The sequence below is a fragment of the Methanobrevibacter sp. UBA412 genome (genome assembly GCA_002495685.1).
Classification (GTDB): Archaea; Methanobacteriota; Methanobacteria; order Methanobacteriales; family Methanobacteriaceae; genus Methanobrevibacter_A; species Methanobrevibacter_A acididurans.
This window is the reverse complement of the sequence record DAGJ01000007.1, coordinates 1-26770: the sequence shown is the minus strand read 5'-3', so window position 1 is coordinate 26770 and position 26770 is coordinate 1. Positions and strand designations below refer to the sequence as shown.

Sequence of the window (26770 nt, the reverse complement as noted above, 5' to 3'; positions counted from 1 at the left end):
CAAAACTAGAAGAAAACAAAAACCTTGAAGAAGATGAAAAAGAAGATTCAAAAGAATCTTTAAATTCTACAAACTTATTGAATGAAACAGATAAGCCCGAAACAATAATGGATAAAGCTGTGAGTAGTGTTTCTAGTGTACCAATGAGTGATAAACAATTAGAGCTTATTAATCAAACTTCCACAAAACCAACTGAAGAAAACAAAAAACATCATGCTCAAAAAAGAATTACTGAAGAAGGAGTAGTAGTTTTAGATGAAAGTGATAGAAAAGATAATGTCACTCTTGAAGAAATTTTAAAAGATAAAAGTTATAATCAACCCAATGAAAATGTTGATGAAATTTACGAAGAAATAAATAATATTCCCTATAACCATACTGAAGTTGAGGATGATATTGGTAAATCATTTGAAGGTTTAGATGATGCAAGTTACCAGACAGATGAGGAAGAGGAATTTATAACTCCAATTTATGCTGAAAAACGACAAAAAGAAGAAGCTGGCGAAGAAATTGGAGATATTGAAGAATATCCAGAAGATGAAGATTTTAATGAAACTTTAACTCCATATGAAAACTTCGTTCATCGCGATACCGATCAAAAGAAAATAGAAAATGCAAGTCAACACATAGATAAATTCTATGAAAAATTAAGTGAATTTAATTTAAGCAACATAAGTAAAAAAACCAAAAAAGTTTATTCCGAAGGATCTAATAAAATCCAAGAAAACATTAAAAATAATAAAAAACATGAAAAAACTGAGAAAGATAAAAAAATTGAATTAAGTAATGATGAATTACCTAATCTTGAAGTTCCTTATGAAATTAACCATATTTCAAAACTTAGAACACCTCCAAAAACTACTGCAAAAACTACTCCCAAAACTGATTCAAACAATATCAAATCAAATACTCCAGAAACAATTAAAGTTAATGGAACCCCTATAGAACTTAAAAGAGGAGAAACAGTTATATTTAATCATAATGGAGAAACTTATTCCAGTACTATTCTTAAAACTAAACCTGGACAAATTTATGTTACTTACCGAAAACATAGAATTTGGATAAGTACAGGTTCAGTCAAGAAAAAATTCTAAATAAATTTTTATTAATATTTTTTTTAAATTTTTTTAATTAAATCAACATTTCAAACTTCTTTTTAATAAATTAAAAATTTTTTAAACTTAAAAAAAAGGAACTAAAAATTAAGTATTAACAATAAACTATACAAACAAGGATTCTAAACTAAGTGAAATTAATGAATAAAACAAAAAACAAAGAAAATCAATGGGGAAGCAAATTATCATTCTTATTAGCAATGATTGGTTCTGCTGTAGGTTTAGGAAATATTTGGAGATATCCTTATGTTTTATATAGTAGTGGTGGTGGAGCTTTTTATATACCTTACTTAATTGCTATTTTAGTAATGGGGATTCCATTTTTATTATTAGAATATGGTGTGGGTTATAAATTTAAATCTTCAATAACTAAAACAATTTATAATATTAAACCAAAATTAGAGTATATTGGTTGGTTAATTCCTGTAATTGTTTTCTTAATACTCATATATTATAGTAGCATAGTCGGATTAAATGGGATATATTTCGTTTTAAGTTTATTTAAAGGATGGGGTGCAAATCCAAATAATTTTTACTCTTCAACCTTATTACAATCTACTAGTTCTTTATCTGGATTAACTTACATAGTGCCTGTTTTAGCAATATCAATTTTAATAGTTTGGGGATTAATGTGGTTTATAGCTCATCGGGATGTGGAAAAAGGTTTAGGAAAAGCATCTTCTATTTTAGTTCCTTTACTATTTATTATGATGGTTATTGTAGTAATATTTTCACTCACTCTTCCAGGAGCTGTAATTGGTTTAAAAACATTATTCAATCCTAACTGGTCTTTATTACTAAATATAAATATTTGGTTAGCTGCATTTGGACAAGTATTATTCTCATTAAGTCTTGGAATGTCAATAGCATTAACATTCGCTAGTTACTTGCCTGATAATTCAAGTTTAAGTGATAATGTATTATGGGTGGTTTTAGCTAACTGTGGATTTGAAAATTTTGCTGCTTTAGGAGTGTTTTCAATACTTGGATATATGTCTTTAAATAGTGGAACACCTATTAATCAATTGATAACACAAGGAACTGGATTAATATTTATAGCTTATCCAACTGTGTTTAATATTCTTGGAAATTGGGCATATGTACTTGGACCCCTATTCTTTTTATGTACATTTTTTGCAGGTATAACAAGTACTTTAGCATTAATTGAACCTGCATCTTTATCTATTCAAAATAAATTCAAAATAAGTCGTGAAAAAGCTGCTAGTATTTTATGTATTATAGGTTGTATATGTGCATTAATATTCTCAACAGGAATGGGATCTTATATTTTAGACATAACTGATAGTTTCTTAAATAACTTCGCTTTATTATTTGGTATATTACTTGAATGTTTAATATTTGGTTGGATATATGGTGTAGATAAATTGATTCCAATATTTAATGAAAAAAGTAAATTCCAAATTGGGAATTGGTGGGAAAAAATTATAAAATATGTTTTACCATTTGTAATAATATTTATTTGGATAGGTGGAATTGGTGAAATTTTAACCTATGGAAATTTTATAAGTATTGGAATAAAATTAATTTTAAGTGGAATAATTATTATTCTTCCTATGATATTAACCATAATGCCAGTAAAGAATAAAAACTTTAAAATAAGTGAAAAATAAAAAAATAGTAAATTAAAAAAACTTTTTATTTAAACCATTATTTATGGGCGTAATAAAAAGTAATTTCATTATCATTTTTTGAATCTAATTTTACAAAACCAAATCTTTCAAATTGTAAGATTGTCCCTACTTTTAATTCTTTTATATCTGATTCTGCTAACCCTGTAACAGTACTAGCATCAGGCATTACAATTTTTACTTTAACATTATCTTTTAATGGAACCCATTGAATAATACTTGCATGATGTTCTCTTGCATCTTCAAAGGATGAACTATGATAACTTGCATTTTCATCTTTTAAATCTAAATTAACTGCATCCATTAAACGTACAAGACCATCTTTAAAATCTTTTTTAGGAATGTATGCTTCACCATCAAATAATAGTTCACGTTCCCCTCTTTCAAGATAATCTGGGTGTAATGGACGTTTAATAATCATATTCTCTTTTAAAGGTATAGACACTTTCATAGGATCTGGTACAAAGAAATATCTATTAACTTTGTCCTCGATTATATGGCGATTTAATCCATAAATTTTCTTCCAACTAACAGATGAATCATTCATTTTAATTCCAATTTCTTTCATTAATTCAATAATAGCTTCAGGTTGAATTCCACGTCTAGCTAAAGCACGAAGAGTACCAAGTCTAGGATCATCCCATCCCCAGTATTCTCCAGATTCAATACCTGCTTTAGCTTTACTAGTAGATAATGCAATATCAGTCATTTTTAAACGACCATAATGAATAAATTCAGGTACTTCCCATCCCATATGATTGTATAAGTACTTTTGTTTTTCACTATTTGCAAGGTGATCTTTACCTCTTAATACATGAGTCATTCCCATTAAATGATCATCTACTGCTACAGAAAAATTCATCATAGGATAAATTTTATATTTATTTCCAAGTTTAGGGTGTTCTTGATTAACTATTCTCATTGCAACCCAATCTCTTATTGCAGGATTTTTATGTTTAATATCTGTTTTAACACGTAGGACAGCTTGACCTTCTTCCATTTCAGGGAATTCATTCCAGAGTTTAAGATTTTCTTCTATTGTATTATTTCTATGGGGACATGGTTTGCAATTATCTTTTAATTCCTTAAAATCTTTACTATTACAAGTACACATATATGCTTTACCTTTTTCAATTAATTCTTCAGCATATTTGTAGTAAATTTCAAATCTATCAGATTGATAGTAAATTTCATCAGGTTTAACACCTAACCATTCAAGATCTTCTTGAATCATTTGATATGCTGGTTCAAAAACTCTTTTTGGATCAGTATCTTCAATACGTAATATTAATTTACCATTATATTTTTTAACAAATTCACTATTAGGAATTGCTGCACGTGCATGCCCAATATGTAATGGTCCACTTGGATTAGGTGCAAAACGCATAACAACATTTTTATGAGAGCCAGGTAATTCACCTAAACCCTTAACTTTTTTACTATGTTTTTTGGTTTCAACATGTACATCATACTTTTCCATTTCGCTTTTTTGCTCTTCTTTAGATAAAGCATTTACTTTAGCAACAATTTTACCACTTAAAGGACCTATTTCACTAGCACGACTACGAAGTTCTGCTTCTTTACTCATTATAGAACCCATTACAGCTTTTGGATTTGCGCTTCCTTTATGTTTTATAGCATTCAACAATGCATGTTTATAAATTATTTCCTCTAGTTCATCCATAAATATCAACAAAATAAAAATTTTTTTCAAAAATTAATAAAAATAAGATTATATAAAAAATTAGTCTTTAATTAATTTCATTAAATATACATATGTTAATAACATTATAAATATATTACAATAATAATTCATTTTAAAAAAATGTGATGATTTTTTATGAAAAAAGATGATTGTATTAAAACTCCTAAAGATATTGATTGGGTATATTTTTGGAGTGAAAAATTAAAACAAAAAATTGATCGTAATAAAGATTGGGATAAAGCTGCACCCCATTTTGGTAAATCTGCAAAACGAGATGATTATCATACTCGTTTTATCCAAGAATTAGATTTGAATAAAGAGGACAGTGTTCTTGATTTAGGTTGCGGTGAAGGAAGTATTACATTACCTATTGCAAAAAAAGTTAAAACTGTAACAGGAATAGATTCTTCTAAAAAAATGCTTGAAATATTAAATGATAAATGCGAAAAAATGAATATTAATAATGTTAAAACAATTAAAATGGATTTGAATAATTTAAATGTTGAAAAATTAGGCAAATTTGATATTGTTATTGCTTCTAGATGTTTAAACAGTATCGTTGATATTGGAAATGTTTTAGATAATATTAATAAAATTGCTAATAAAAGGGTTTATGTTACTTTATTTGGACCAAATAATTGGAAGTTAGAAAAGGATTTTTATGAAAAAATTGGAAAACCTTTTAATGATTTTCCTTCACATGATTATTTTTTTAATATTCTTATAAGTAAAAATATTTACCCTAATGTTTTAAACTTAAATATTGGAAAATCTAGAGAGTATTCTAGTATTGAGGAAGCCTGTGAATCGGGTAAATGGAGAAGAGAATTATTAACTGACAAAGAATTAAAAATATTTTATGAGTATATTAATAAAATTATGGTTAAAAATCCAAAAACAGGCAAATATTTTAATCCAAATGATAAAGCAGATTGGGTGTTAATTTGGTGGGAAAAATAAAAATAATTAATTAAGAGGAAATTATAATGTTATTTAAAATTAAAATAGAGAATATTAATGATATAGATTGGAATTATTTTTGGAAAGAAGGATTAAAAGAAAAAGGCAATTTAGGTGCTAATAAAAATTGGGATAAAGCTGCAGAGCCATATGAAAAATTAAATGCTAAAGATGATTATACAGATAAATTAATTAATAATTTAATTTTAGATAAATCTGATTCATTATTAGATATTGGTGCTGGTGAAGGCTCTGTAAGTATTCCCTTAAGCGAAAAAGTTAAAAATATTACCTCAGTAGACTCTTCTAAAAAAATGATTGAATTATTTGACAAAAGAATCCGAGAAAAAAGCATTAATAATATTGAAACTATAGAAATGGATATTTCAGATATTAATTTAGATAGTATTGGTCATAAAGATATTGTTCTTGCTTCAAGAAGTATCAATTCATTTCCAGAAATGGAAGATTTATTAATTAATTTAAATGAAATAGCTAACAAATATGTGTTTATAACTTTTTTTGGACCTAATAATTGGAGAATGGAAAAGGAATTTTATAATTTTATTGATAAAAATTACACTGACCATCCATCATATGTTTTATTATTAAATTTATTAGAACAAATAGGAATTTATGCAAATGTTATAAATTTAGATGTGGGTCCAGTTAGAACATATGATGATATTGATGAAGCTATGGTTAATGGTAAATGGAAACTAGACAATTATAGCGATAAGGAAAAAGGCCAATTACATGAATTTTTAAGTAAAACATTACAAGTAGATAGTAAAACTAAAAAACTTTTTAATCCATTGGATAAACCAGATTGGATGTTGATTTGGTGGAAAAAAGAAGATCAAATGGAAATATAAATATTTTGAAAAAAAGGGATTATCTAAAATGAAAAGTGAAGAAAATATTGAAGATATTGACTGGGATTATATTTGGAAAAAAGAACTTGGTGAAAAAAAGCGTGAAAAGAAAGATTGGAATGAAATAGCTGATAAGTTTGGCAAGTGGATTGAAAAGGATGATTACCCAATTAAATTACTTAATCATGTGAAAGTTTCACCTAGTGATAGTGTTATGGACTTAGGTTGTGGTGAAGGTACTATTACTATACCTTTAGCTAAAAAGTCTGGTCATCTTTTGGCGGTTGATAAATCAGATAAAATGTTAGATTCAATTCAAGCCAAAATGATTGATGAGGGTTTAAGTAATATTATTACTTTAAGACAAGATATTTTAACTTTAAATAAAGATAATATTGGACAATATGATGTTATTGTAGCTTCTCGTTCTATTAACAGTGCTTATAATATGAAAGAAGTTTTGAGTAATTTAAATGATATTGCTCGAAAATATGTTTATATAAGTTTTTATGGGCCTAATAATCGTAAAGAAGAAAATAAAGCTCTTGAAGCAATTGGTAAGAAAGTACCTAGAAAATTTGATGAATATATAATTATATTTAACTTGTTAAATAGTATGGGAATTCATCCTAATGTTATTAATCTTGAATGTGAAAGTGTTAAAGGTTATGATAGTATAGATGAAGCAATTGAACGTTTTAATTGGAGAATAGGTAAAGTTTCAGATAAAGAGCGTGAAAAGTTAAATAATCATTTTAAAAAGAATTTAATACAAAACAGCGAAGGCAAATGGGAAAACCCAAATAATAAAGGAGATTGGATTCTTATTTGGTGGAAAAAAGAGATATAATGTTTTTAAATTTTACTATTTTTTACTATTTTTTTTATAAACAATTAAATTAATAAATCAAATCCAACAAAATTAATTATACTATTATAAAATTTAATTAAAAAATTTTTTCGAGGTGAATAAAAATTATTAAATTAAATAAAATAGTACTAGTGAGCATTTTTATATTAATTATTTGTAGTTTAGGTGTTGTTTCCGCTGCAGACACTAATAATATTGTTTCTGATGCAAATAATAATCTTTTAAGTAATGATAATGTTTCAAATTTAGAAACTATTAGTGTTGCTGATGAAAATCAAATAAGTTCTACAGAAAATGTAATTTCAGATTCTAATTCAGGATCTTTTTCTGATTTACAAAATCTTATTAATTCAAACAACAATTCTATAACTTTAGATAAAAATTATAAATATAATATTGCCACTGATTCCGCCTATATTAATGGAATCACCATTTCAAATGAGAATTATAAAATAAATGGTAATAATTTCACCATTGATGGATGTAATAGTGCTAGAATAATTAATTATGCTGGTACTGGAACATTAACATTAAACAATTTAAATTTAGTTAATGGAAAGACCACCCTAAATGGAGGTGCAGTATATGCTTTGAATGGTGGAAATATTCAAATTAGTGGAAGTAATTTAATTAATAATAGTGCTAATAATGGAGGAGCGGTTTACACTACTGGGGATGTAAATATAATAACCAGTCAACTAATTAACAATACTGCTAACACAGGTAGTGGTATTTATGCTGGAACTGCAACCATTAATTATAATATAATTAAAGGAAACTCATTAACTAATAAAGTGATTTATGTAACAAATACTGATAAATCTAATGTTAATTTTAATTGGTGGGGTAAAAATTTACCCGAAATAAATAATTTAAGTAATGTAAACACTGATTTCTTCGTAATTGCAACAATGAACTCTTATGATAATGTGATGGTTAATACAACTACTCCTATTGTAGTTAATTTAAATTCTTATATTGATACTAAAACTAATAAAACATTTTATTTAGGTCTTGAATTACCTTCTGATTATGTTAAATTTAATACCGATAATGGGAATTATAGTGTTAAAGAAGGATATTTAAATGATGGTTCTTTAACTACAATTTTTTTAAGTAATGAAATTGGAATAATTAATATTACTGCAAAAATTGATAATCAAACTGTTTATTTCCTTTTAAATATTACAGAAATTCCTAAAAATACTTTACTTTTCGGTGATGATTTTGAAGAATATTTTGGTGAAGGGAAAAATTTTACAGTAAAATTAACTGATATTTTAGGTAATCCAATTATAGGACAACATATAGGTTTAAACTTAACAAGATTAAGTGATAATGCAAGTAAAATTTATTGGGCTACAACTGACAATGAAGGATATGCACAACTTCAAATAAACCTTGCACCTGGATTATATACTGCTGGAGCATATTATGACAATGATAAATCTGGTTATATTGGCAGTAATACTAATAATAGTATGAAAGTTCTTAAAGTTGGTTTAACTGCTGATGATTTAAATATTAACTTTGGTGAAGCTGCAAATTATACTGTTACTCTTGCAACTCCAAATATAACTGTTATTGGTCAACATATTGCAATTAATCTTAGAGTTGCTAATAGTAATCTTAATAAAACTTACTGGTCAACTACAGATGTTAATGGAATTGCATTTTTACCTATTAATTTAGCTAGTGGAAATTATATAGCTACTGCAAGTTATGGTGGAAGTAGTATAACTACTAATATTGTTGTAAGTAAAGGTTACAGTTTAAGTATTCTTAATTGGGGAACTGGTGGAGATATTACTAAAAATAGTATATTATATAATTACATAACTAGTACTACTTCTCGTGGAGGTATTGTTGATGAAATAATTAATGCTGAAAAACAAGGAACAGTTCTTGTGAAATTCGGTAATGGAAATGGTCGTACAGTATTTATCAATGCAGGAATTCATGGAAATGAATTATCTTCACAAGCTGCAGCTTATCAAATAGCTGAATATTTATCTAATATGAAAGAAATCAATGGTACTATTTATATGATTTGTGATTTAATACCATATACTGCTCAATTAGGAGTACGTGAATATAATGGTGTTGATCCAAACAGACAAGCTACAATTTCAGGATCTGTTGCTAATAACTTAGTTAAATTAGCACTTAGTTTAAATATTGATGCTTTTGCCGATATGCACACTACTAAACCAGGAGGATTACCTGGAAATAATGTCATTATGGGTGCTTACAGTCCTAATAATGAAAGTGCTGTAATGGCCAATTATATTTCAAAGATTTCTGGATATGATACTCAAATTGTAACTTATGCTGGAGAAGTTTATCCAACTGCATTACAAGATAATGTTAATATAGCAGGAATTCCAGCTATTACTGGCGAAGTTGTTGTATTACATAATACCATTACACGTAGTAGTACACAAATCTCTTATAATTTCCAAATTGGATTTTTAATGTATAATGGATTTAATGTAAGTTTAGATAGTAATCCAAACTTTTAAATTTTTTTTCTCCTTTTTTAATTTTTTTTTAATTTTAAAATTTTATCTAAAAGTAATATATCAAACTTTTTTAAAACTCCGAATTTTATATAGTTAATAGAATAAAAAATTAATTAAGTGAATTTTTTAAAAAAAAATAGAGGTGTATAATGAAAAAAAATCGTTTAAAACTTATGATATCTTTTTTAATTTTTAGTTTTATCATTGTTAGTAGCTTATCTTGTATCTCTGCAAATGAAAATGTTACAGATTTTTCAAAAGAAGATATAAGTAACAATGATAATATTGGAATAGTTGAAGATGTTAATACTACAATATTAGGAATTTCAGATAATAACAAAGATAGTATTCAATCTATTTCAAATGAAAAATACAATAATACTAATACAAATAATTTAGAAAATAATCAAGTTAATAATATTTTAAGTGATAATTCAAATGCAATTTTAACAGCAGACAATCTCACTAAATATTATTGTTATAATGACTCATTCATAACTAAATTAACTGATAATGATGGTAATGTATTAAATAATCAGAACATATCAATTAATTTAGCAAATAGTTATGGGAAAAATATTACATATACTTGTTTAACCAATGATAGTGGCGAAGCAAGTTTAAGTATCAATTTAGGGCCCGGACTTTATTATGTAACAAGTTCTTATCAAAATATTACTATTAATAATATTATTAAAGTTTTATCAGGTAATTATTTAAATGCAAATGATTTTTATGAAACTTATGGAGAAGGTTTGAATTTCACAGGTACTTTAAAAGATAGTGATGGAAACCCACTTATAGGTATGCATATTAGTCTTAATTTAACTAGACTTTCAGATAATCAGAGTAAAGTTTATTGGGCTACAACAGATATTTATGGAGAATATAGTTTACAGATTAACCTTTATCCTGGAGATTATACTACTGAAAGTTCATTTTATGGATTTAACAATACCAAATATAGTTACCCTGCAGCAGATAGTATAATTAATTCAATGATAGTTTATAGTCTTAATGAAACTACTAATGATAATTATGTTAGCCTTAATAGCATATTAACTACAGCTTCATTTTTAAAAAATTATATTGTCGTTAATGGTACTTTACCTTCAACTATAAATTTAAATAATAAAAATTTTAGTATTGCACAATTTTTAGATTTAATGACAAAAGCAATAATTGAAATAAATAATGGATCTAAAGAGGATATTGAAATTACAAATGTTTCAAATGCGAAAAATTGTAATATTGAAAGTTTAACTGGAACTTTATCAAAAGATGATATTGTTTCTATGGCATCACGAATAGAAAGTTATATTATTAAAAATAATCGTGCAGCAAATTATGATTCTAGTAATGGTATTGGAAAAATTTCCTATGAAAATTATGTAAATATATTTGCTGAAACATTAAGTTATTATAATCAAAATAATGTTCTTCCTTCAAGTATTGCTGTGAATACAAATATTATGAAAAAAGGAGGAGTTACAGAGGTTATAAAAACAAGCTCTGGTTCATATACTTTAACTACTCTTCTTTGGGGAACTGGTGGGGATTTAACTAAAAATAGTGTTTTAATGAATAATATTGAATCTACTAGTTTAACTACTCAAGTATTAGATGCAAGTAAAAATGGTACTGTTTTACTTACTTTTGGAAATGGAAATGGAAAAACAGTGTTTATTAATGCAGGTGTTCATGGAAATGAATTATCATCTATTGCTGCTACTTTTAAACTTATTAATATTCTTGCTAATCTAGATCAAAGTAAAATTAATGGTACAATATATGTAGTTTGTGATTTATGTCCAGCTAGTGCAGCTACCAGTACTCGATATTTTAATGGTGTTAATTTAAATAGTGTAGCTAACGTAGATGGAACTGTAAGTAATAACCTTATTAAAATTGCTAAAAGTTTAGGTACTAATATTTTTGGAGATTTCCATTGCACTCAACCTGGAGGAAATCCTGGTGCAAATACTGTTTTTGGTACTTATAAACCAACTAGTGAAAGTGCAACTATAGCTTCTTATATTGCTAGTAAATGTAGTGTTTCTAAAATCATTTACAGTTATGCCGGTAGTGAATATGAAGGTGCTGTTGAAGATGTTTGTAATCTTAATAGTATTCCTGCAGTAACTTGTGAAGTTTTAACTTCTCATGGAACTATCGCAAGTGGAACTGTTAACAAGTCTTTTAATATGATGAATGCTTTATTGAATTATGCTGGAATCAATATTTAAAAATTAGTAATAAAAATTAATATTTAAAAAAAAGGAAGGTTAAAATTTTTTAAACCTTCTATAAAAAATTTTATTCTTTTTATTTATCAAAAAAAAATATTTGAATTATATTTAATGTAAACAACTTCTTGCAACTTCCCGTACTACGAAGTTTGTATCATCTTTAGATATTTTAAATAGTAAATCATGATTATTAATTTTTTTAACAGCAGCCGCTCGCACTTCAAAATTTTCATCATTTACTGCAATATCTTCCATTAATAAACGATTATTAGATTTTTCAACACAATCTTTTCGAATTTCCCAATTTATATCATTTTTAGCTAATTTATCGAAAATTTGTGAATTGGTAATCTTTTCTAAAGCAGCTTTTCTTATAACCCAATGTTCATCATTTAATGCTATTTTTTCTATAACTTTTTCATATGGAATTTTATCTAATGCTGCTTTTCTAACCTTGTAATTTTTGTCTAAAAAAGCAATGTTTTCAATTATAGTTGGATCTTCAATTTTTTCTAGTGCAGCTCGTCGTACCCACCAATGATCATCATTTAATGCTACATATTGAATTACTTTTTGGTCTTTTATTTTTTCTAGTGTACTTCTTCTTACATCTGGATTGTCATTGTATAAAACTATGTTTTTGAGTATTTTAGGATTATCAATTTTCTGTAATGCTTGTTGTCTTAAATCAATATTTTTATCATTTGATGCTATAGTTTCTAGAAAATCTTGATTTTCAATTTTTTTTAAGGCTTCGCTTCTAACTAACCAATTTTCATCAGTTAAGGCTATTTTTTGAAGGAGTTTTATATCATCCGTAGTTTTTATAGCATTTTGTCTTTCTGACCAATTTTCGCTATATACTCCTTTATGAAAAGTTTTGTCAATAATTCCCATAGATGAAAAAACCCCTTTTTATTTGTTATTTTAATATTATTATCTTTTAGTTTATAAATAAATTTTTTTTTAAGACTTTCTATTTAAAACAAAATCTGCAATTAAACTAAGTGAAGTTTTAGCTTCAGAATCAGGCAATATTTTTAGTATTTCCTTAGCTTTATTAACATTTAATTGAGCAACATCATGAGCATATTGAATAGTACCATATTTTTTAAAAATATTAATAGCTTCATCTACTTCATCTTGTGTTGAATTAGTATTTTTAAGAATTTCAATTAATCTTTCAGAATCATCATCATCTGCTTTATCTAAAGCTTTAACAACCATCAAAGTCATTTTACCCTCAGCAATATCACTACCAATAGGTTTACCTAAAGACTCTTCATCACTAACAACATCTAAATAATCATCCTGAATTTGGAAAGCAAGACCAATAAGTTTACCATAATCATACATAGCATTTATAACTTCTTCATCAGCTCCACCCATAATCGCACCAGATTTAGTGGCAGTAGCAATTAAAGCACCAGTCTTTTTAAAAATCATATCTAAATATGCATCTTCTTTAACTGTGAAATCCCCTTCAAAACTCATATCACTAGCTTGGCCCTCACAAATTTTAACACAAGAATCAGCTACTGTAGCTAAGGTCTTATTAATTTGTTCAAAATTAAGATTCTCACCTTTACTAGTTATAATCATTTCAAAAGCTTTACTAAATAAAGTATCTCCAGCTAAGATTGCTAATGGTTCTCCCCAAACTTTATGAACAGAAGGTTTACCTCTTCTCATATCATCTTTATCCATAATATCATCATGAATAAGTGAAAAAGTATGAATTAATTCAATAGCTGCAGCAGTTTGAACTGTAGAAGATTTGTTTCCACCAACAGCTTCACTAGTAATTAAAGTTAAAGAAGGACGTAACATTTTACCTCCAGCTTTAGTTAAATACTTTGAAGCATCACTTAACTCTTCAGGTACAATGATAGATAAATTTTCATCAATAGAATCTATAACCACTTGTGAATTTTCTTTTAAAATTGATACAACATCAACCATTATAATTTTCCTCCACCTAAATTTATAAAAAAATATCCCAAAAAATTTTAAATAAAAACATTATGAAATGTAAAATAATTACTTAATATAATTTTTAACAAAACTTATATAAAATTCATTCTAAAAGTTTTCTAAAAAAAAGGAGAATAAAAAAATTATTCTCCATTAAAAACTTGTGCTTGTGCATTACGTAAAATATGAACATCTTTACCTATACGATATCCTTCTTCCTCTGCAAGTTCACCATAAGCTGTTAACATAGATAGTTCTCCATGGGCAGGTATTATATGTTTAGGTTTTAGCATTCTTAAAAATTCACGATGATCTTCACGACCAGCATGTCCGGATACATGGGCATTTGAGTATATTCTTGCACCTTTAGTAATTAATCTTGTTTCTAAAATATGACGATTAGCTGCATTAGTTGGATTAGGAATAATAGGTGCAGAAATAATTACATTATCACCTTTCTTTATATTATATGGAGTACGTCCACCAGCTATTCTAGGAAGTAAAGCATCAGGTTCACCTTGATGTCCTGTGGTAACTAATAAATATTTTTCAGGATGATCATCAGCTTTTGCAAGTGCTTTATTAACTGATTTTGGATGACCATAAATATTAGCATTCTTTGGTAAATGTAATAATCCCATTTTTTCTGCTAAACCACAATATCGTTCCATACTTCTACCTAAAAAGAGAATTTCACGATTTCCTTTAGCTGCAATATCTGCAATTGCTTGGATACGTTCAACATGTGATGAAAATGTTGTTATAATCATTCCTTTATCTTCTTCCATTGGACCTTTCATTAAATCTTCTAAAATCACTCTAGGAACTCTTTCAGAATAAGTTTTTACTTGGTCATAATTTTGAGCATTAGTTGTTTCAACTATTAAACATAAAACTCCTTTTCGACCTAATTCTTTTAAACGATTATAATCTGGAGGTGGACTTATTTTTTGATGATTATCAAATTTAAAATCTAAAGCATAGACAATAATTCCTTCAGATGTGTGTAATACTGCAATTACTGCTTGAGGTATACTGTGAGTTGATTGAACAAATTCTAAAGTAATATTTTTAGATAATTGTATCTTACTACCAGGATTTAATGATTTAATTGGATTATGAACTTTAAATTTTCGTTCACCCTTAATAGTATTTTCTATTAATGCTGTAGTAAACGGTGTTCCAATTAAAGGAGCATCATAACGATGCGCAAGTTTTGCTACTGCACCAATATGATCTAAATGACCATGAGTAAAGATAATACCTTTTACTTTACCATCTACATCTTTCATTAATGTATCATCAGGAATTACTCCTCTTTCTATTAAATCTAAACTGTGCATTCTGTCTATATCTGTATCTTCATGTATGTTTATTCTATCTAAGTGAATACCCATATCAAAAATGATGACTTCATCATTTACTTTTACGGCAGTCATATTTTTTCCGACTTCTTCGTATCCACCTATTGCTATAACTTCTACTGTCATAAATTAGTTTCTCCTTGCATAAATTTTTGTGTTAAATCCCCGTTGTTCCAACCATTCTTTAGTTTTGCCTTTAATTATTAATGAAGAATTTTTTAATTCATCTAAATTTTTAGCACCTACTAAAAACATGGCTATTTTCAAAGATTCATTAAATTGATTTATTAAATTAATTAAATTTTCAAGTCCATAATAAGCATTTTTAAGAGCAGGTAATGCCATTCCAACACTATCAGCACCTAAAGCAATAGCTTTAGCTGCATCTAAACCAGAACGAATACCTCCAGAAGATATTACTGGAACATTAACTGTATTTACAACTTCAAAAGTACTTACAGCTGTAGGTATACCCCAATCCCAGAATAACTCTCCAAGATACTTATCTTTTGCACGAAAAGTTTCAACAGCAGCCCAACTAGTACCACCAGCACCTTCCACATCGATGTAGTTCACTCCAGCATTTTCCAATAATGAAGCGTCTTCAGAGCTTAATCCACATCCAGTTTCTTTAACCATAACAGGCACATCTACGAGATCAGTGATTTTACTTATAGAATCTAAAAATCCTTCACTATTAAGATCTCCTTCAGGTTGTATAGATTCTTGTAAAGGATTTAAATGAACAGCTAATATATCTGCATCAAACATTTTAACAGCATCTTCAGCAAGATCTATTTGAGGAGCTCCAATATTTCCTAACAATAATGCATTAGGAGCATATTCTCGAGCAACAGTATAAGTATCATTAAGTTCTGGATGTTCAATTGCTGCTCTTTGACTACCTAATCCTAAACCTATATTTTTTTCTTCTGCAGCTAATGCTAAAATCTTGTTTAATTTTTTAGCTTCTGGATGACCACCAGTAATTGCAGTGAAAAAAAGAGGAGAATCTAATTTTTTACCAAAAGCAGAAGTAGAAATATCAATCTCTTCTTTATTTATTTCAGGTAAAGCTTTATGTAACAATTCTATATCATTAAATCCAGTTGTTTTGTTCTTAAAACTAACATCTTCATTATTACAAATGTTTAGATGTTCTGATTTTCTATTAGATATCATAGATATTCTTCCTTAATTTTTATAATAAACTCATTATGGTTATAATGAAAATTTTTTTTTAATTAATAAATTTTTTCTTTTATATTAATTTCTATTTTTTCTATTATTCTACTTACTCTATTTTTATCAAATTTCCTCACTAAAATTTTTTTTATTAATTTTTTAATTGATTAAAATGATAATGATAAAAGTTAATTTACTAAAAGTATTATTTTTTCGATTTTTGTATTAAACCTTTTTTATATAATTTACTATTAAATTTTTTAATAGTTATATTCTTCTAATTTACTTGTTAATTTAGTACCTATTACTGGCTTTGATTGTAAAGCATTTGCTATAGTTTTTGGAGTATTAGCATTAATTATTTCACTATCAATTCCAAGATTAGCTAATTCTAATAATTCTTTAACTTTACCAACCATACCCCCAGTAACATCAATATTAGTTGTAGATTCTAATTCTTCTATTTGATTTAAATTAGTTAAAACTGATATTAATTTACTATCTTTATGATTTTTTGGGTTTTTTGTGTAAACTCCATTTACATCTGTACCAAGAATTATATTATCTGATTTAAGAATTTTAGCTATGTATTGTAAAATTTGATCTCCTGAAATTATGGCCATTTTTAATTCTTCATCTAACACAATATCCCCATATAAAACTGGAACATACCCTTCTTTAATATATTTTTTAATTAATCCTAAACGAAATTCATATATTCTTTTATCAACTGTTGTTACAAAAGATGAAGGAGGCATGCTAACTACTGGAATATTATGTTTTATTAAACTGTCACAAATTATTGAATTTAATTTTTTTACTTGATTTTGTATTTCTGCAAAACCTAAACGTTTAAATGGATAATCCTCAATTGGGAAGGATTCTCCTATTTTATATTTACTAGCTGGAGGATGACCAAATGATCCAGCACCATGAACTATAATTAAACCATCAGATAAATCAGAATTTAAGTCATCAGAATGTAATGATTCTTCAATTTCACTTGCAATACGCTCAAGATTTTCATAATTTACTTCTGGTTTTGCTAAGTCTTTTTTTGTTAATATACTTCCACCAATTTTTAATATAATCATGAGAACACGGCTTTATGTTTAATTGTAATATATATAATTTATTTTATTAAATAGAATCTTTAGTTAAAACTCCATCTTTAGAGAATTTTATTTTTAAAGTATTATCATATCTATTGATAGCTTTCATAACTTTATCAGGATTATGAGGGCATAAAGCAATTATACTTCCTCCTCCACCTGAACCTGTAATTTTAGAACCTAAAGCACCATTTTTACGTGCTAAATAAATCATTCGAGATAATTCTGAAGTATTTACTCCTAAAGAATCCAATAATCCTTGATTTATATTCATTAATTCCCCTACTTTAGATATATCATTTTTTAAAATTGCTATACGAGCTTCATTGGCTATAAATCCCATATCTTCAATTATAGGGTTAATTATGTTTGGATAAGCATCTTTAAGATTTTTAACATTTTTTACCATTTTTCCAGTATTACCGTATTTTGTGGTAAATCCTATAACAAAATTAGAGTTTATATGATTTGTGAAACTGATTGGTTTTTTCTCTCTAGAAAGATAAATTAAACCACCATAAGTACTCACAATAGTATCTAACGGACTAGCCATACCTTGAACATCTAATTCAACATTATAAGCGTCTTGAGCCAATGATTCTTTTGTAAATGGAATATCATGATAATCAAATAGGGCTGCTAATGTTGCAACAGTAACAGCTGCTGAAGATCCTAAACCTGAACCAATAGGTATATTTATTGATAATAATATTTCAATAGGAGTATGATCATGAAATTTACTTAAAGCATTTAAAATATATCTTATTATCCCAGGTTTCCCATGTTTAAGAGAGTAAGATTCTTTACGAGTATCTAATATTGCTTCAAAGTTTAAATCTTTAGATTTTAAAATTGTATTTTGATTTCTTGATCTTCTAATTTTGACTGTAGCTCTTTTATTTACAGCACCGGCAATAGCAGGTTCACTATATACAACTGAGTGTTCACCAAATAAAATTGTTTTTCCAGGTGCTGAAGCTACAGATTCCATTTTTAATCATCAAATTTTTATTTTTTTTATATATCAATATTTTACTTTATTTTAACATTTTTCCTTTATTTATTTAAATATTGCAGAGCCATAACCTACAACTGAGTTATAATCATGTGTAACATTACCACTAGTAGAATATTTTAATACTTTAGATATACCTTCTCCCTTAATTTTTGAATAATTTATAGCAACCATTGCAGGAGCATAACCACACATTGTAATATTATTAGACTTAACATCTGAAAGTAGTTTTAATGAATCCATATTTTTAATATCTTCAAGTATTAAATTATCTAAATTTTCGGCTATCTTTTGATTATTAAAATGACTTAAATCAGAACTAGCAATAACACGAATATCACGACCAGTAACATCTTGTGCTTTAATTATAGCATCCAAAATATCATCCACAAATGCGGAATCCTGAACCCCCATACAAATAGGTACTATTTTAAAATCTTTAGAAAAATATTGTAAAAAAGGTAACTGGACTTCTATACTATGCTCTTGCATATGGGCCTCAAAATTAGAACTTGCGAACTTAGAATTATTAATTAATTCCTTAGAAAAAATTTCATCTACTGAAACATGTCCTAAAGGAGTAACCCATTCTCCTTCAGAAAAAACACTTAATGGATCTCCTAATCCTGTATGATTAGGACATAAAATGACAAAAGTATCAGGAAAACCATCTAAAGCTAATTCAGCATAAGAATTACTTGCAACAGCACCTGAATACATATAACCTGCATGAGGAACTAATATGCCAGTTAACATGGAATCTTTATATTTAGATCTAGATAGAGTTGGGATTTCTCCAAAACCACTTGATGATTTAAATGCATCCTCAATACTATCTAATAAATATCTCACATTACTTTGATAAAAGCTTCCTGCAACTACAGGTTGTCTAATCATAATAAACATTACTCCGAAAAATAAATTATTTTTTAACCCTAATATTATAATAATATTTATTTTAATAACCTATAATATTTTTTACAAAAAAGGGATGGAAAAATAAAATAAAATATAGTATTATTTTTAATTTTTCTTTCTTTTATCTAGAATTTTAATTCAAAGTCTGCAGCTTCAATATCTAATTCATCTTCCGGACCAATTGTACCTCTTTCTCTTAATAATTGTCTAGCTAATAACCAGTATACAAGAGCAATAGCTTTTCTACCTTTATTGTTTACAGGTACAACAATATCCACATTAGTAAGTAAGTTTTCAGTATCACATAAACCTACAACAGGGATTCCATTTTGTTTAGATTCTAAAACAGCTTGTGCATCTGATCTTGGATCAGTTACAACAATAATTTTTGGTTCTATGAATTTATGATAAGTTGGATTAGTTAAAGTTCCAGGAATAAATCTACCAGGTATAGTTTTACAACCAGTGATTTCTCCGAATTTTTTTACTGGAGCTTGACCATATTGTCTTGTAGCTACTACAAGAATATCATCAGCATCATATTGTGCTAAGAATTTAGCAACTTGACAAATACGTTCATCAGTTTTACGTATATCTAAAACATATAAACCGTCTGATCTTACACGGAAAATATATCTTTCCATATCATGAGTTTTTTGTTGAGTTCCTATATGTAAACCTGCTGCTAAATAATTATCTAATGGTATTAAAAGTTCTGACATTTAATTCACCTTAATATTAATTTTTTTTTTTATTTTTGTAATTTATTTTGTTAATAATTTTTAATTTTGAAATATTTTTAAAATTTTAAATCAGCCATTTCTGGGTCTGGTAATTCTTCTTCAATACGAATAAGTTCGTTTAATTTTGCAATACGTTCTCCACTTATTGCTCCAGTTTTAATTAAAGGAGTTCCAAGTGCAACAGCTAAATGAGCAATAGTTTCATCAGTTGTTTCTCCAGATCTATGAGATACTACAGGAACATAATTGTTTTCTTTTGCTAATTGAACTGTTTTATAAGTTTCAGTTAAAGAACCAATTTGATTTGGTTTGATTATTAAACCATTAGCTGCGCCTTTTTCTATTCCTTCAGCTAAAATTTCTTTATTTGTAACAAATATATCATCACCACAGATAATACATTTATCTCCTACAGCTGAAGTTAATTCAGAAAAGCCATCAAAATCTTTTTCATCAAATGGATCTTCTATAAAGAACATACCATAAGTATCTATGATATCTTTAACATATTCAACTTGTTCACCACTATCTCTACTAATACCATCTTGAGCATAAACATATTTGTTTTCATCTTTATCCCAAAATTCAGAAGCAGCAAAATCTAAAGAGGGTTTAATAGTTATTCCTAATTCATCTCCAACTTCTTCACATGCTTGAGATTGAATTTCTAAAGCATTATCATTTGAAATGTTAGGTATCCATCCACCTTCATCACCTTTACCACCTGTAAAATTACTGTCTTTGGATTGGATTAATTCTTTAAGTCTTTTATGTATTGCAGAGTTAGCAAAAACAGCTTCAGATATATTAGATGCACCTACAGGTACAACTAAAAATTCTTGAATATCAGGAGCATTAGGTCCTGCATGTTCTCCACCATTCATCATGTTTCCTAATGGGTAAGGTAATTTATTAACCATATTTCCACCTAAGAAACGGTATAATGGTAAATTGTATGAATTTGCTGCTGCTTTTGCTGCAGCCATAGATACAGCAACAGTAGTGTTACCACCAATAGATGACATATTATCAGTACCATCTATTTCTTTTAACACATAATCTATATCTGAAATGTCTTCAGCAGCCATACCTATAAGTTCAGATGATATAACATCTTCAACTTCACTAATAATTTGATCTACCCCTCCTTGAGGGAAAGAAACAACTTCTCTAGAACCTGTACTAGCACCTGAAGGTGCAGCAGCTCGACCAAATCCATTCCATGTGAGAATATCTACTTCTACAGTTGGATTTCCTCTACTATCTAATATTTTTCTAACACGGACATCTTCTATAATACTATCCATAAAAAAACACCACATTAATTTTTTTTAAACATTTTTTAATATATTTTTAAAAATTATTATCATGCACCAATTAATATCACATATTATTAATTTATTATGGATTATTAATTTAATTCCATGTTCCTCTTACCATAAAATCTACTTTGAGATTAACTAAAGAATCGTTAATCTTATAAAAAATTAGTAGTTCGATTCATAGATTGCTTATGATAATAATTTTTTTAATTAGTTAAATTTATTTTAAATTTTTATATATACTATTAGTATTGATTTAATACTAAATAAATCTTTACTCATAAATAAGTTATTATAATATGATTTATGATGAAATTTTTTTTTAAAAAATTTATAAAAAAACAAGATTATTAAGTTAAAATGTTATTCTCTAGGTTTAACATCTAAAGGTAAAACATTCTCTTTTAATTCAGCAAGAGCAATATCAATAGGATCATCATCTTCAGTAACTTTCACTAAAGGTTTAGCACCCATAGATAATTGTATAGCTCTAGAACCTAAAAGTCTAGCTTTTTCAAATCTTGTATATTTTTTTGCTGTTGATTTTTTTGTACTTGTTTTTTTAGCAGGCATATCTTAATTACTCCTTTTATTTAAAAAACATTCACAAATAAAAATATAATTTTTATTTAATTGTAAAAGAGTGAATAAAAATAATAAAAAGGTTTCTATTCCCAAGTTTCCACATGAGAAATGAGCATTCTTCTACAACAATATCTGTCAATACCCATATCATCTAGAATAGCTTTTGAATCTTCTCCATCAGCTAATCTACTTTGATATTCATCAAAGTATGCAGAAACGGGTTTTCCACAACTAATACATCGTATAGGTATCATCTTAAATCATCATTTCCTATTTTATTATTATAATTTTTAATTTTCATATATCTTTTTAAAGATCTTTTTAAAACATAAAAAAGTTAATTCATTAATTAAAAATAATGAATTTATCTGTAACTTTTTTGTTTACGAGCTCTTGCCCCAGGACCACCAAATTTCTTTGGTTCAGAACGTCTTGGATCACCAACTAACATTGTTCTGTCATATTGAGTGAATCTTTCTTTAAGATCTACATCATTAGTCCATTGAACTAAACCTTTAGCAATTACCATACGAGCAGCTTCTGCTTGACCCATTACTCCTCCACCTTGTACATGTACATTGATGTCAACAGTATTTATAAGGTCTTCACCAGCTAATTCTAATGGTTCATATAATTTTAAACGTGCTAATTCAGGATCGTAAAGTTCAACTGGAGATTTATTTACTCGTACTCTACCTTTACCTTCTTGAACGGTTCCTCTAGCAATAGCTGTTTTACGTTTACCGCTTGTGTGAACAACTTTTTTCATAGTTACACTCCGTTTATTTATTTTAATTTGTTTTAATTGTAATTTAATACTTTTTATCTAGAAATCTACACCTAAAAGTTCAGAGATTTCTCCTAATTTAATACCCTTTTTAACATGAGTATATTCAGCATCAGGAATAGTTTCAAGGTTTGCATCAGCATATTCTGCAGGAACACCAACAAAAGCTTTTAATCCTTTGTAAGCAACTCGACCTTTAGTTTTTTTAGTAGGTAACATTCCTTTAACAGTTCTTCTGAATATATCTTCTGGTCTTCTAGGATATTTAGGACCTAAATCACGAGGGTTAGATATACTTTTTCTATCTACTCGTTGTTTATATCTTGCATAAGCCCAATCTTTATTACCAGTTAACATAATTTTTTCAGCGTTAAGAACAACTATCTCTTCACCTTCAAGAAGTTTTTTACTAGTTACACTAGCAAGTCTTCCTAAAATATGTCCTTCTCCGTTAATAATCATAATAAACACCTATTATAATATTTTTCATATATTTATTTTTTTTAAATTAATAATTCCTAAATAAGCTTATTGCATAATCTTGACATTAGAACCTTTTGGGTTCTTTTCAACTAAATCTGCAATGGAAATACAATCTCCACCAGCTTTTTCAATTTCAGCTTTAGCAGTTTCAGAAAATTTTAATGCTGCGACAACAACTTTATGATCTAAATTTCCATTAGATAATACTTTTCCTGGAATAACAACTGTATCATTTTCAGAAGTATATCTATTAATGTTTGCAACATTTACTTCTGGTTGATTTCTTGTTGATTTTTCTAATTTAGCTGCCACTGATTTCCATATAGCTACATCTTCATCATAAGATTTTTTTCTTAAGTTATGAGCTAATGCAATAAGGTTAGGATTAGTTTTAATAACATTTCTAGCCATTATTAGCTTCCTCCTTTACTAAATGTAATAAACTCATCTGCTTTATTTGATAAAACATCACAAGCTTTTAATAAAACCTCTTTAGGAGGCATTGATCCATCTGTTTCAATTTTAAATATAAAATTATTTTCTTGATACCCTACATTAATGTATTTTTTGGAAAATTCATTTCCATTTTCATCTTTGACTAGTTGCTTTTCGCAGGCTCTTTCACATGCTTTACATAATGTACATGATTCAATATCAGTAACTTCAATTTTTCCTTTCTTTTTATTAGCTTTAAGGATTTTCTTCGGACATGCTTCGACACAAGCATAATCGATATTTAAATCATCATTAAATGTAATTTCAGGATATTGTTTATAAGCACATACTGTAGTAGGTACCCATTTTGCATGATCTTTCCCAATACCTAATTGAGCGATAGCTTCTAATTCTACATTTTGACCTTCTTTTAATTTTAAAAGAGGTATGGTATCATATACAGGTTTAATTTTTGAGTCAGAAGAAACTAAATCTTTAGAGTAAATAACTCCTGGACCAGATTTATTTAATGTTAAAGATACACTGCATTTAGGACAATGATCTCCACAGTCACAATTATCTGGCATGACTAATCCGTCAACAGCATCTAAATCAGAAACTAATGGAGTTAAACCTAAACGATGAGCTAATACCTCATCAAACATAGCAGAATCGTTTTGAACCATATAAACATCTTCAATTGCCATTTTTGGTACTTCCATCATAGCGATTCTTCTTATTGCATTGACAAAAGGTACTTCCGCATCACGGATGATAAAAGTAATCTCATCATCAGTTTGATTTTTGACTTCAATCTCCATATTAAACCCCTTCTTAAACTCTTCTTCCTCTCTTTCCACCAGGACGTCCGGTACCATCGTGAGGTATAGGAGTTACATCTTCTATTTTTCCTATTTTAACTCCAGCTCTAGCAAAAGCACGAATTGTAGCTTGTGCACCAGGACCTGGACTTCTAGGACCATTTCCACCAGGAGCTCGGACTTTTATATGTAAACCCACAAATCCTTTTTCTTTAGCATCATCAGCAGCACGAGTAGCTGCTTCCATACCTGCAAAAGGAGATGCTTCTTGTCTATCAGAACGTACAACTTTACCACCAGACCATTGAGTAATGGTTTCAGCACCAGTGATATCAGTTACAGTAATAATAGTGTTATTAAATGATGAGTAAATATTAGCTATTCCCCATTTTTCATTTTTTGCCATAATTTATCAACCCTTGAATATTATTCTGTTTGTTCTTCCACTTTGTTTTGAGTTTTATTATAATCTTCAATTTGTTTTGCAACAGGAGATGATCTATAAAATCCTATAAGATCTTCTTCTCCTTTTTGAACTACATAACTTGGAGAATCAATCTTTTTATTATTCAATGTAATATGACCATGAACAATAAACATTCTTGCTTCTTTAGCAGTTCTAGCTAAACCTTTTTGATAAACCACAGTTTGTAATCTTCTTCTAAAAATATCTTCCACAGTTAAATTAAGAATATCTTCTAATTCCGCATTATCTGGTAATACGCCCTCTCGGATTAAATGTCCTAATAATTCTCTTTTTTGAACTTTTATTTCATCTTGAGCGAAACCTAATAAATATCTAGCATCCCGACTATAGTTTCTTACTAGAGTATCAGCTTTCCAAATTTCCTTTTTGTTTTTTAATCCATATTTGGACATAAGTTTGTTTTCTGATTTTATTCTATCAGCATTCCAAGGATGAGGTGGAGTATCATATTTCTTTCTTGCTTTTCTTGGACTTCCCATTATATTATCTCCTTAATAATATTTTAGTAAATATAATTGATTAATAAGAATTAAATAATTAAATTAATTAATCTTAAAATAGTCTTCTTGATAAAGTTACTTTAATCTATGGTAACTTTGCTGGTCTTGTTCTTTTTACACCAACAGAAGATCCATGTCTAAATGTAGCTTTAGTTCTTTGACCTCTAACTGGTAATCCAGCTTCATGTCTTCGACCTTTGTAACTTCTAGTTTTCTTCATTCTGTTTAAATCATCTCTTAAAGTCATGTCAAGATCTGATTCAATTAAATGAGTAGTTTTACCAGTAGCATAATCTCGTCTTCTGTTTAACATCCAATCTGGAATTTCAGATTCCATAGGATTTTCTAAAATATCTTCTATTTTTTTAACATCTTCATCAGGCATGTAACCTATTTTTTGATTAAGATCTAAACCTAAGATAAGACAAATGGAACGGGATAAAGATAATCCAACACCTTTAATATCAGTTAAAGCATATTCGGCAGTTTTATTACCGTCTACATCCTTTCTTGAAATACGCACTAAGTGCTTAAAATCGTCTTCCATAAAATTAACCTCCGCTTAGTAGAGCGAACTCGCGAGACGTAGCGAATTCGAATGTTTCAATAAGAATTTTAAAAAATTCTTTTAAAACACAGTTTTTCAACAGTTTTTAAAACTTAACTAAAAAAAGTACATTAGTTAAGAGTGCAAAATTATATCAGATTTATAATAAGATTTATAATCCATAATAAAAAATAATTGATTAGATTATAAAAATAATAAATACTAATAAACGCCGAGACTGGGATTTGAACCCAGGAGGGGAAAATCCCCACGAGATTTCCAGTCTCGCGCCTTACCAGGCTAGACTATCTCGGCATGGTATAATAAATAGTATAAACCTATATACACAGGATTAATTACTAATAATAAATATTGTTAAAATTTATTTTTAGATAATAAAAAAAATAGTTTAATTAAAAAATATATTTATTTATGTAAAAATAAACATAATCGACTATCATAATTACCTGATAAAAAAATATTGTATTTTATCATATTTAAATGTTTTGATTAAAAATTTATTGGCTCTGTCAAAAATTTAGTTGA

Annotated in this window: 26 protein-coding genes and 1 tRNA gene; 7 read left to right on the top strand and 20 right to left on the bottom strand. The window is 27.6% G+C overall.

The genetic code is table 11. From position 1 onward, the window contains the following. Both BP997_RS01705 and BP997_RS01700 read left to right on the top strand, forming a co-directional pair. The coding region (locus BP997_RS01705; RefSeq protein WP_413825818.1) for a hypothetical protein at positions 1 to 1094 on the top strand (1094 nt) is incomplete at its 5' end. 161 nt (positions 1095 to 1255) lie between these two features. Continuing rightward, positions 1256 to 2746, top strand: a complete 1491-nt coding sequence (locus tag BP997_RS01700) for a sodium-dependent transporter (protein ID WP_413825821.1) — start codon at positions 1256 to 1258, stop codon at positions 2744 to 2746. 37 nt (positions 2747 to 2783) lie between these two features. Here BP997_RS01700 and BP997_RS01695 read toward each other — a convergent pair whose 3' ends face one another. Next, entirely contained in the window at positions 2784 to 4448 is a 1665-nt protein-coding gene (locus BP997_RS01695; RefSeq protein WP_413825823.1) for a glutamate--tRNA ligase, read from the bottom strand. Positions 4449 to 4604: 156 nt separating this feature from the next. Between BP997_RS01695 and BP997_RS01690 the strand changes: the two genes are divergently transcribed. From BP997_RS01690 to BP997_RS01670, 5 genes are all read left to right on the top strand, one after another. Next, the gene (locus BP997_RS01690) at positions 4605 to 5429 is read left to right on the top strand and encodes a class I SAM-dependent methyltransferase (RefSeq protein WP_413825825.1); all 825 of its coding nucleotides are present in this window, start codon (positions 4605 to 4607) and stop codon (positions 5427 to 5429) included. A gap of 26 nt (positions 5430 to 5455) precedes the next feature. After that, a complete protein-coding gene (locus tag BP997_RS01685; protein WP_413826796.1) occupies positions 5456 to 6304 on the top strand; it encodes a class I SAM-dependent methyltransferase in 849 nt (282 codons plus the stop codon). A gap of 28 nt (positions 6305 to 6332) precedes the next feature. After that, positions 6333 to 7154, top strand: a complete 822-nt coding sequence (locus tag BP997_RS01680; RefSeq protein ID WP_413825829.1) for a class I SAM-dependent methyltransferase — start codon at positions 6333 to 6335, stop codon at positions 7152 to 7154. Positions 7155 to 7306: 152 nt separating this feature from the next. Next, positions 7307 to 9697: a hypothetical protein gene (locus tag BP997_RS01675; RefSeq protein ID WP_413825832.1), complete on the top strand. Its 2391-nt coding sequence runs from the start codon at positions 7307 to 7309 to the stop codon at positions 9695 to 9697. A 149-nt stretch (positions 9698 to 9846) separates the two neighbouring features. Continuing rightward, entirely contained in the window at positions 9847 to 11943 is a 2097-nt protein-coding gene (locus BP997_RS01670) for a pseudomurein-binding repeat-containing protein (protein WP_413825834.1), read from the top strand. Positions 11944 to 12054: 111 nt separating this feature from the next. Here the strand turns inward: BP997_RS01670 and BP997_RS01665 are convergent, their stop codons facing one another. From BP997_RS01665 to BP997_RS01575, 19 genes are all read right to left on the bottom strand, one after another. Beyond that, entirely contained in the window at positions 12055 to 12843 is a 789-nt protein-coding gene (locus BP997_RS01665; RefSeq protein ID WP_413826799.1) for a HEAT repeat domain-containing protein, read from the bottom strand. 69 nt (positions 12844 to 12912) lie between these two features. Continuing rightward, positions 12913 to 13908: a short chain isoprenyl diphosphate synthase IdsA gene (gene idsA, locus BP997_RS01660; RefSeq protein ID WP_413826801.1), complete on the bottom strand. Its 996-nt coding sequence runs from the start codon at positions 13906 to 13908 to the stop codon at positions 12913 to 12915. A gap of 155 nt (positions 13909 to 14063) precedes the next feature. Further along, a complete protein-coding gene (locus BP997_RS01655; protein WP_409198770.1) occupies positions 14064 to 15410 on the bottom strand; it encodes an RNase J family beta-CASP ribonuclease in 1347 nt (448 codons plus the stop codon). Positions 15411 to 15413: 3 nt separating this feature from the next. Beyond that, the gene (fni, locus tag BP997_RS01650) at positions 15414 to 16466 is read right to left on the bottom strand and encodes a type 2 isopentenyl-diphosphate Delta-isomerase (protein WP_413825838.1); all 1053 of its coding nucleotides are present in this window, start codon (positions 16464 to 16466) and stop codon (positions 15414 to 15416) included. Between the two features lie 263 nt (positions 16467 to 16729). Continuing rightward, on the bottom strand, positions 16730 to 17563 hold the full coding sequence (locus tag BP997_RS01645; RefSeq protein ID WP_413825841.1) for an isopentenyl phosphate kinase: 834 nt from the start codon (positions 17561 to 17563) through the stop codon (positions 16730 to 16732). Between the two features lie 46 nt (positions 17564 to 17609). Next, the gene (gene mvk, locus BP997_RS01640) at positions 17610 to 18572 is read right to left on the bottom strand and encodes a mevalonate kinase (RefSeq protein ID WP_409198767.1); all 963 of its coding nucleotides are present in this window, start codon (positions 18570 to 18572) and stop codon (positions 17610 to 17612) included. A 69-nt stretch (positions 18573 to 18641) separates the two neighbouring features. Next, positions 18642 to 19493: an AmmeMemoRadiSam system protein B gene (amrB, locus tag BP997_RS01635; protein WP_413825844.1), complete on the bottom strand. Its 852-nt coding sequence runs from the start codon at positions 19491 to 19493 to the stop codon at positions 18642 to 18644. Between the two features lie 146 nt (positions 19494 to 19639). Next, entirely contained in the window at positions 19640 to 20236 is a 597-nt protein-coding gene (gene rpsB / locus BP997_RS01630) for a 30S ribosomal protein S2 (RefSeq protein WP_409198765.1), read from the bottom strand. A gap of 77 nt (positions 20237 to 20313) precedes the next feature. After that, complete coding sequence (gene eno / locus BP997_RS01625; protein ID WP_413825846.1) at positions 20314 to 21564, bottom strand: phosphopyruvate hydratase; 1251 nt, start codon at positions 21562 to 21564, stop codon at positions 20314 to 20316. Between the two features lie 378 nt (positions 21565 to 21942). Continuing rightward, positions 21943 to 22152, bottom strand: coding sequence for a DNA-directed RNA polymerase subunit K (locus BP997_RS01620; RefSeq protein ID WP_409198763.1), 210 nt, complete (start codon positions 22150 to 22152; stop codon positions 21943 to 21945). Positions 22153 to 22247: 95 nt separating this feature from the next. Further along, positions 22248 to 22418 carry a DNA-directed RNA polymerase subunit N gene (locus BP997_RS01615; protein ID WP_409198762.1) on the bottom strand — a complete coding sequence of 57 codons (171 nt, stop codon included), beginning with the start codon at positions 22416 to 22418 and terminating at the stop codon, positions 22248 to 22250. 110 nt (positions 22419 to 22528) lie between these two features. Next, complete coding sequence (locus BP997_RS01610; RefSeq protein WP_409198761.1) at positions 22529 to 22933, bottom strand: 30S ribosomal protein S9; 405 nt, start codon at positions 22931 to 22933, stop codon at positions 22529 to 22531. A 57-nt stretch (positions 22934 to 22990) separates the two neighbouring features. Then, positions 22991 to 23413 carry a 50S ribosomal protein L13 gene (locus tag BP997_RS01605; RefSeq protein WP_409198760.1) on the bottom strand — a complete coding sequence of 141 codons (423 nt, stop codon included), beginning with the start codon at positions 23411 to 23413 and terminating at the stop codon, positions 22991 to 22993. A 66-nt stretch (positions 23414 to 23479) separates the two neighbouring features. Continuing rightward, the gene (locus BP997_RS01600) at positions 23480 to 23845 is read right to left on the bottom strand and encodes a 50S ribosomal protein L18e (protein WP_409198759.1); all 366 of its coding nucleotides are present in this window, start codon (positions 23843 to 23845) and stop codon (positions 23480 to 23482) included. A 2-nt stretch (positions 23846 to 23847) separates the two neighbouring features. Further along, entirely contained in the window at positions 23848 to 24690 is an 843-nt protein-coding gene (locus BP997_RS01595; RefSeq protein WP_413825849.1) for a DNA-directed RNA polymerase subunit D, read from the bottom strand. A gap of 13 nt (positions 24691 to 24703) precedes the next feature. Next, the gene (locus BP997_RS01590; protein WP_413826804.1) at positions 24704 to 25096 is read right to left on the bottom strand and encodes a 30S ribosomal protein S11; all 393 of its coding nucleotides are present in this window, start codon (positions 25094 to 25096) and stop codon (positions 24704 to 24706) included. A gap of 20 nt (positions 25097 to 25116) precedes the next feature. Next, positions 25117 to 25656, bottom strand: coding sequence for a 30S ribosomal protein S4 (locus tag BP997_RS01585; protein ID WP_413826806.1), 540 nt, complete (start codon positions 25654 to 25656; stop codon positions 25117 to 25119). 106 nt (positions 25657 to 25762) lie between these two features. Further along, positions 25763 to 26224 (bottom strand): 30S ribosomal protein S13, encoded by a 462-nt coding sequence (locus BP997_RS01580; RefSeq protein WP_409198755.1) that lies wholly within the window; start codon positions 26222 to 26224, stop codon positions 25763 to 25765. A 230-nt stretch (positions 26225 to 26454) separates the two neighbouring features. Further along, positions 26455 to 26539, bottom strand: a tRNA-Ser gene (locus BP997_RS01575). Between the last annotated feature and the right edge of the window lie 231 nt (positions 26540 to 26770).

Bases quoted from the DNA above. Each gene is read 5' to 3' on its own strand.
- BP997_RS01700 (WP_413825821.1), top strand. From the start codon at position 1,256: ATGAATAAAACAAAAAACAAAGAAAATCAATGGGGAAGCAAATTATCA.
- BP997_RS01695 (WP_413825823.1), bottom strand. From the start codon at position 4,448: ATGGATGAACTAGAGGAAATAATTTATAAACATGCATTGTTGAATGCT.
- BP997_RS01690 (WP_413825825.1), top strand. From the start codon at position 4,605: ATGAAAAAAGATGATTGTATTAAAACTCCTAAAGATATTGATTGGGTA.
- BP997_RS01685 (WP_413826796.1), top strand. From the start codon at position 5,456: ATGTTATTTAAAATTAAAATAGAGAATATTAATGATATAGATTGGAAT.
- BP997_RS01680 (WP_413825829.1), top strand. From the start codon at position 6,333: ATGAAAAGTGAAGAAAATATTGAAGATATTGACTGGGATTATATTTGG.
- BP997_RS01670 (WP_413825834.1), top strand. From the start codon at position 9,847: ATGAAAAAAAATCGTTTAAAACTTATGATATCTTTTTTAATTTTTAGT.
- BP997_RS01665 (WP_413826799.1), bottom strand. From the start codon at position 12,843: ATGGGAATTATTGACAAAACTTTTCATAAAGGAGTATATAGCGAAAAT.
- idsA (WP_413826801.1), bottom strand. From the start codon at position 13,908: ATGGTTGATGTTGTATCAATTTTAAAAGAAAATTCACAAGTGGTTATA.
- BP997_RS01655 (WP_409198770.1), bottom strand. From the start codon at position 15,410: ATGACAGTAGAAGTTATAGCAATAGGTGGATACGAAGAAGTCGGAAAA.
- fni (WP_413825838.1), bottom strand. From the start codon at position 16,466: ATGATATCTAATAGAAAATCAGAACATCTAAACATTTGTAATAATGAA.
- BP997_RS01645 (WP_413825841.1), bottom strand. From the start codon at position 17,563: ATGATTATATTAAAAATTGGTGGAAGTATATTAACAAAAAAAGACTTA.
- mvk (WP_409198767.1), bottom strand. From the start codon at position 18,572: ATGGAATCTGTAGCTTCAGCACCTGGAAAAACAATTTTATTTGGTGAA.
- amrB (WP_413825844.1), bottom strand. From the start codon at position 19,493: ATGATTAGACAACCTGTAGTTGCAGGAAGCTTTTATCAAAGTAATGTG.
- rpsB (WP_409198765.1), bottom strand. From the start codon at position 20,236: ATGTCAGAACTTTTAATACCATTAGATAATTATTTAGCAGCAGGTTTA.
- eno (WP_413825846.1), bottom strand. From the start codon at position 21,564: ATGGATAGTATTATAGAAGATGTCCGTGTTAGAAAAATATTAGATAGT.
- BP997_RS01620 (WP_409198763.1), bottom strand. From the start codon at position 22,152: ATGCCTGCTAAAAAAACAAGTACAAAAAAATCAACAGCAAAAAAATAT.
- BP997_RS01615 (WP_409198762.1), bottom strand. From the start codon at position 22,418: ATGATACCTATACGATGTATTAGTTGTGGAAAACCCGTTTCTGCATAC.
- BP997_RS01610 (WP_409198761.1), bottom strand. From the start codon at position 22,933: ATGAAAAAAGTTGTTCACACAAGCGGTAAACGTAAAACAGCTATTGCT.
- BP997_RS01605 (WP_409198760.1), bottom strand. From the start codon at position 23,413: ATGATTATTAACGGAGAAGGACATATTTTAGGAAGACTTGCTAGTGTA.
- BP997_RS01600 (WP_409198759.1), bottom strand. From the start codon at position 23,845: ATGGCTAGAAATGTTATTAAAACTAATCCTAACCTTATTGCATTAGCT.
- BP997_RS01595 (WP_413825849.1), bottom strand. From the start codon at position 24,690: ATGGAGATTGAAGTCAAAAATCAAACTGATGATGAGATTACTTTTATC.
- BP997_RS01590 (WP_413826804.1), bottom strand. From the start codon at position 25,096: ATGGCAAAAAATGAAAAATGGGGAATAGCTAATATTTACTCATCATTT.
- BP997_RS01585 (WP_413826806.1), bottom strand. From the start codon at position 25,656: ATGGGAAGTCCAAGAAAAGCAAGAAAGAAATATGATACTCCACCTCAT.
- BP997_RS01580 (WP_409198755.1), bottom strand. From the start codon at position 26,224: ATGGAAGACGATTTTAAGCACTTAGTGCGTATTTCAAGAAAGGATGTA.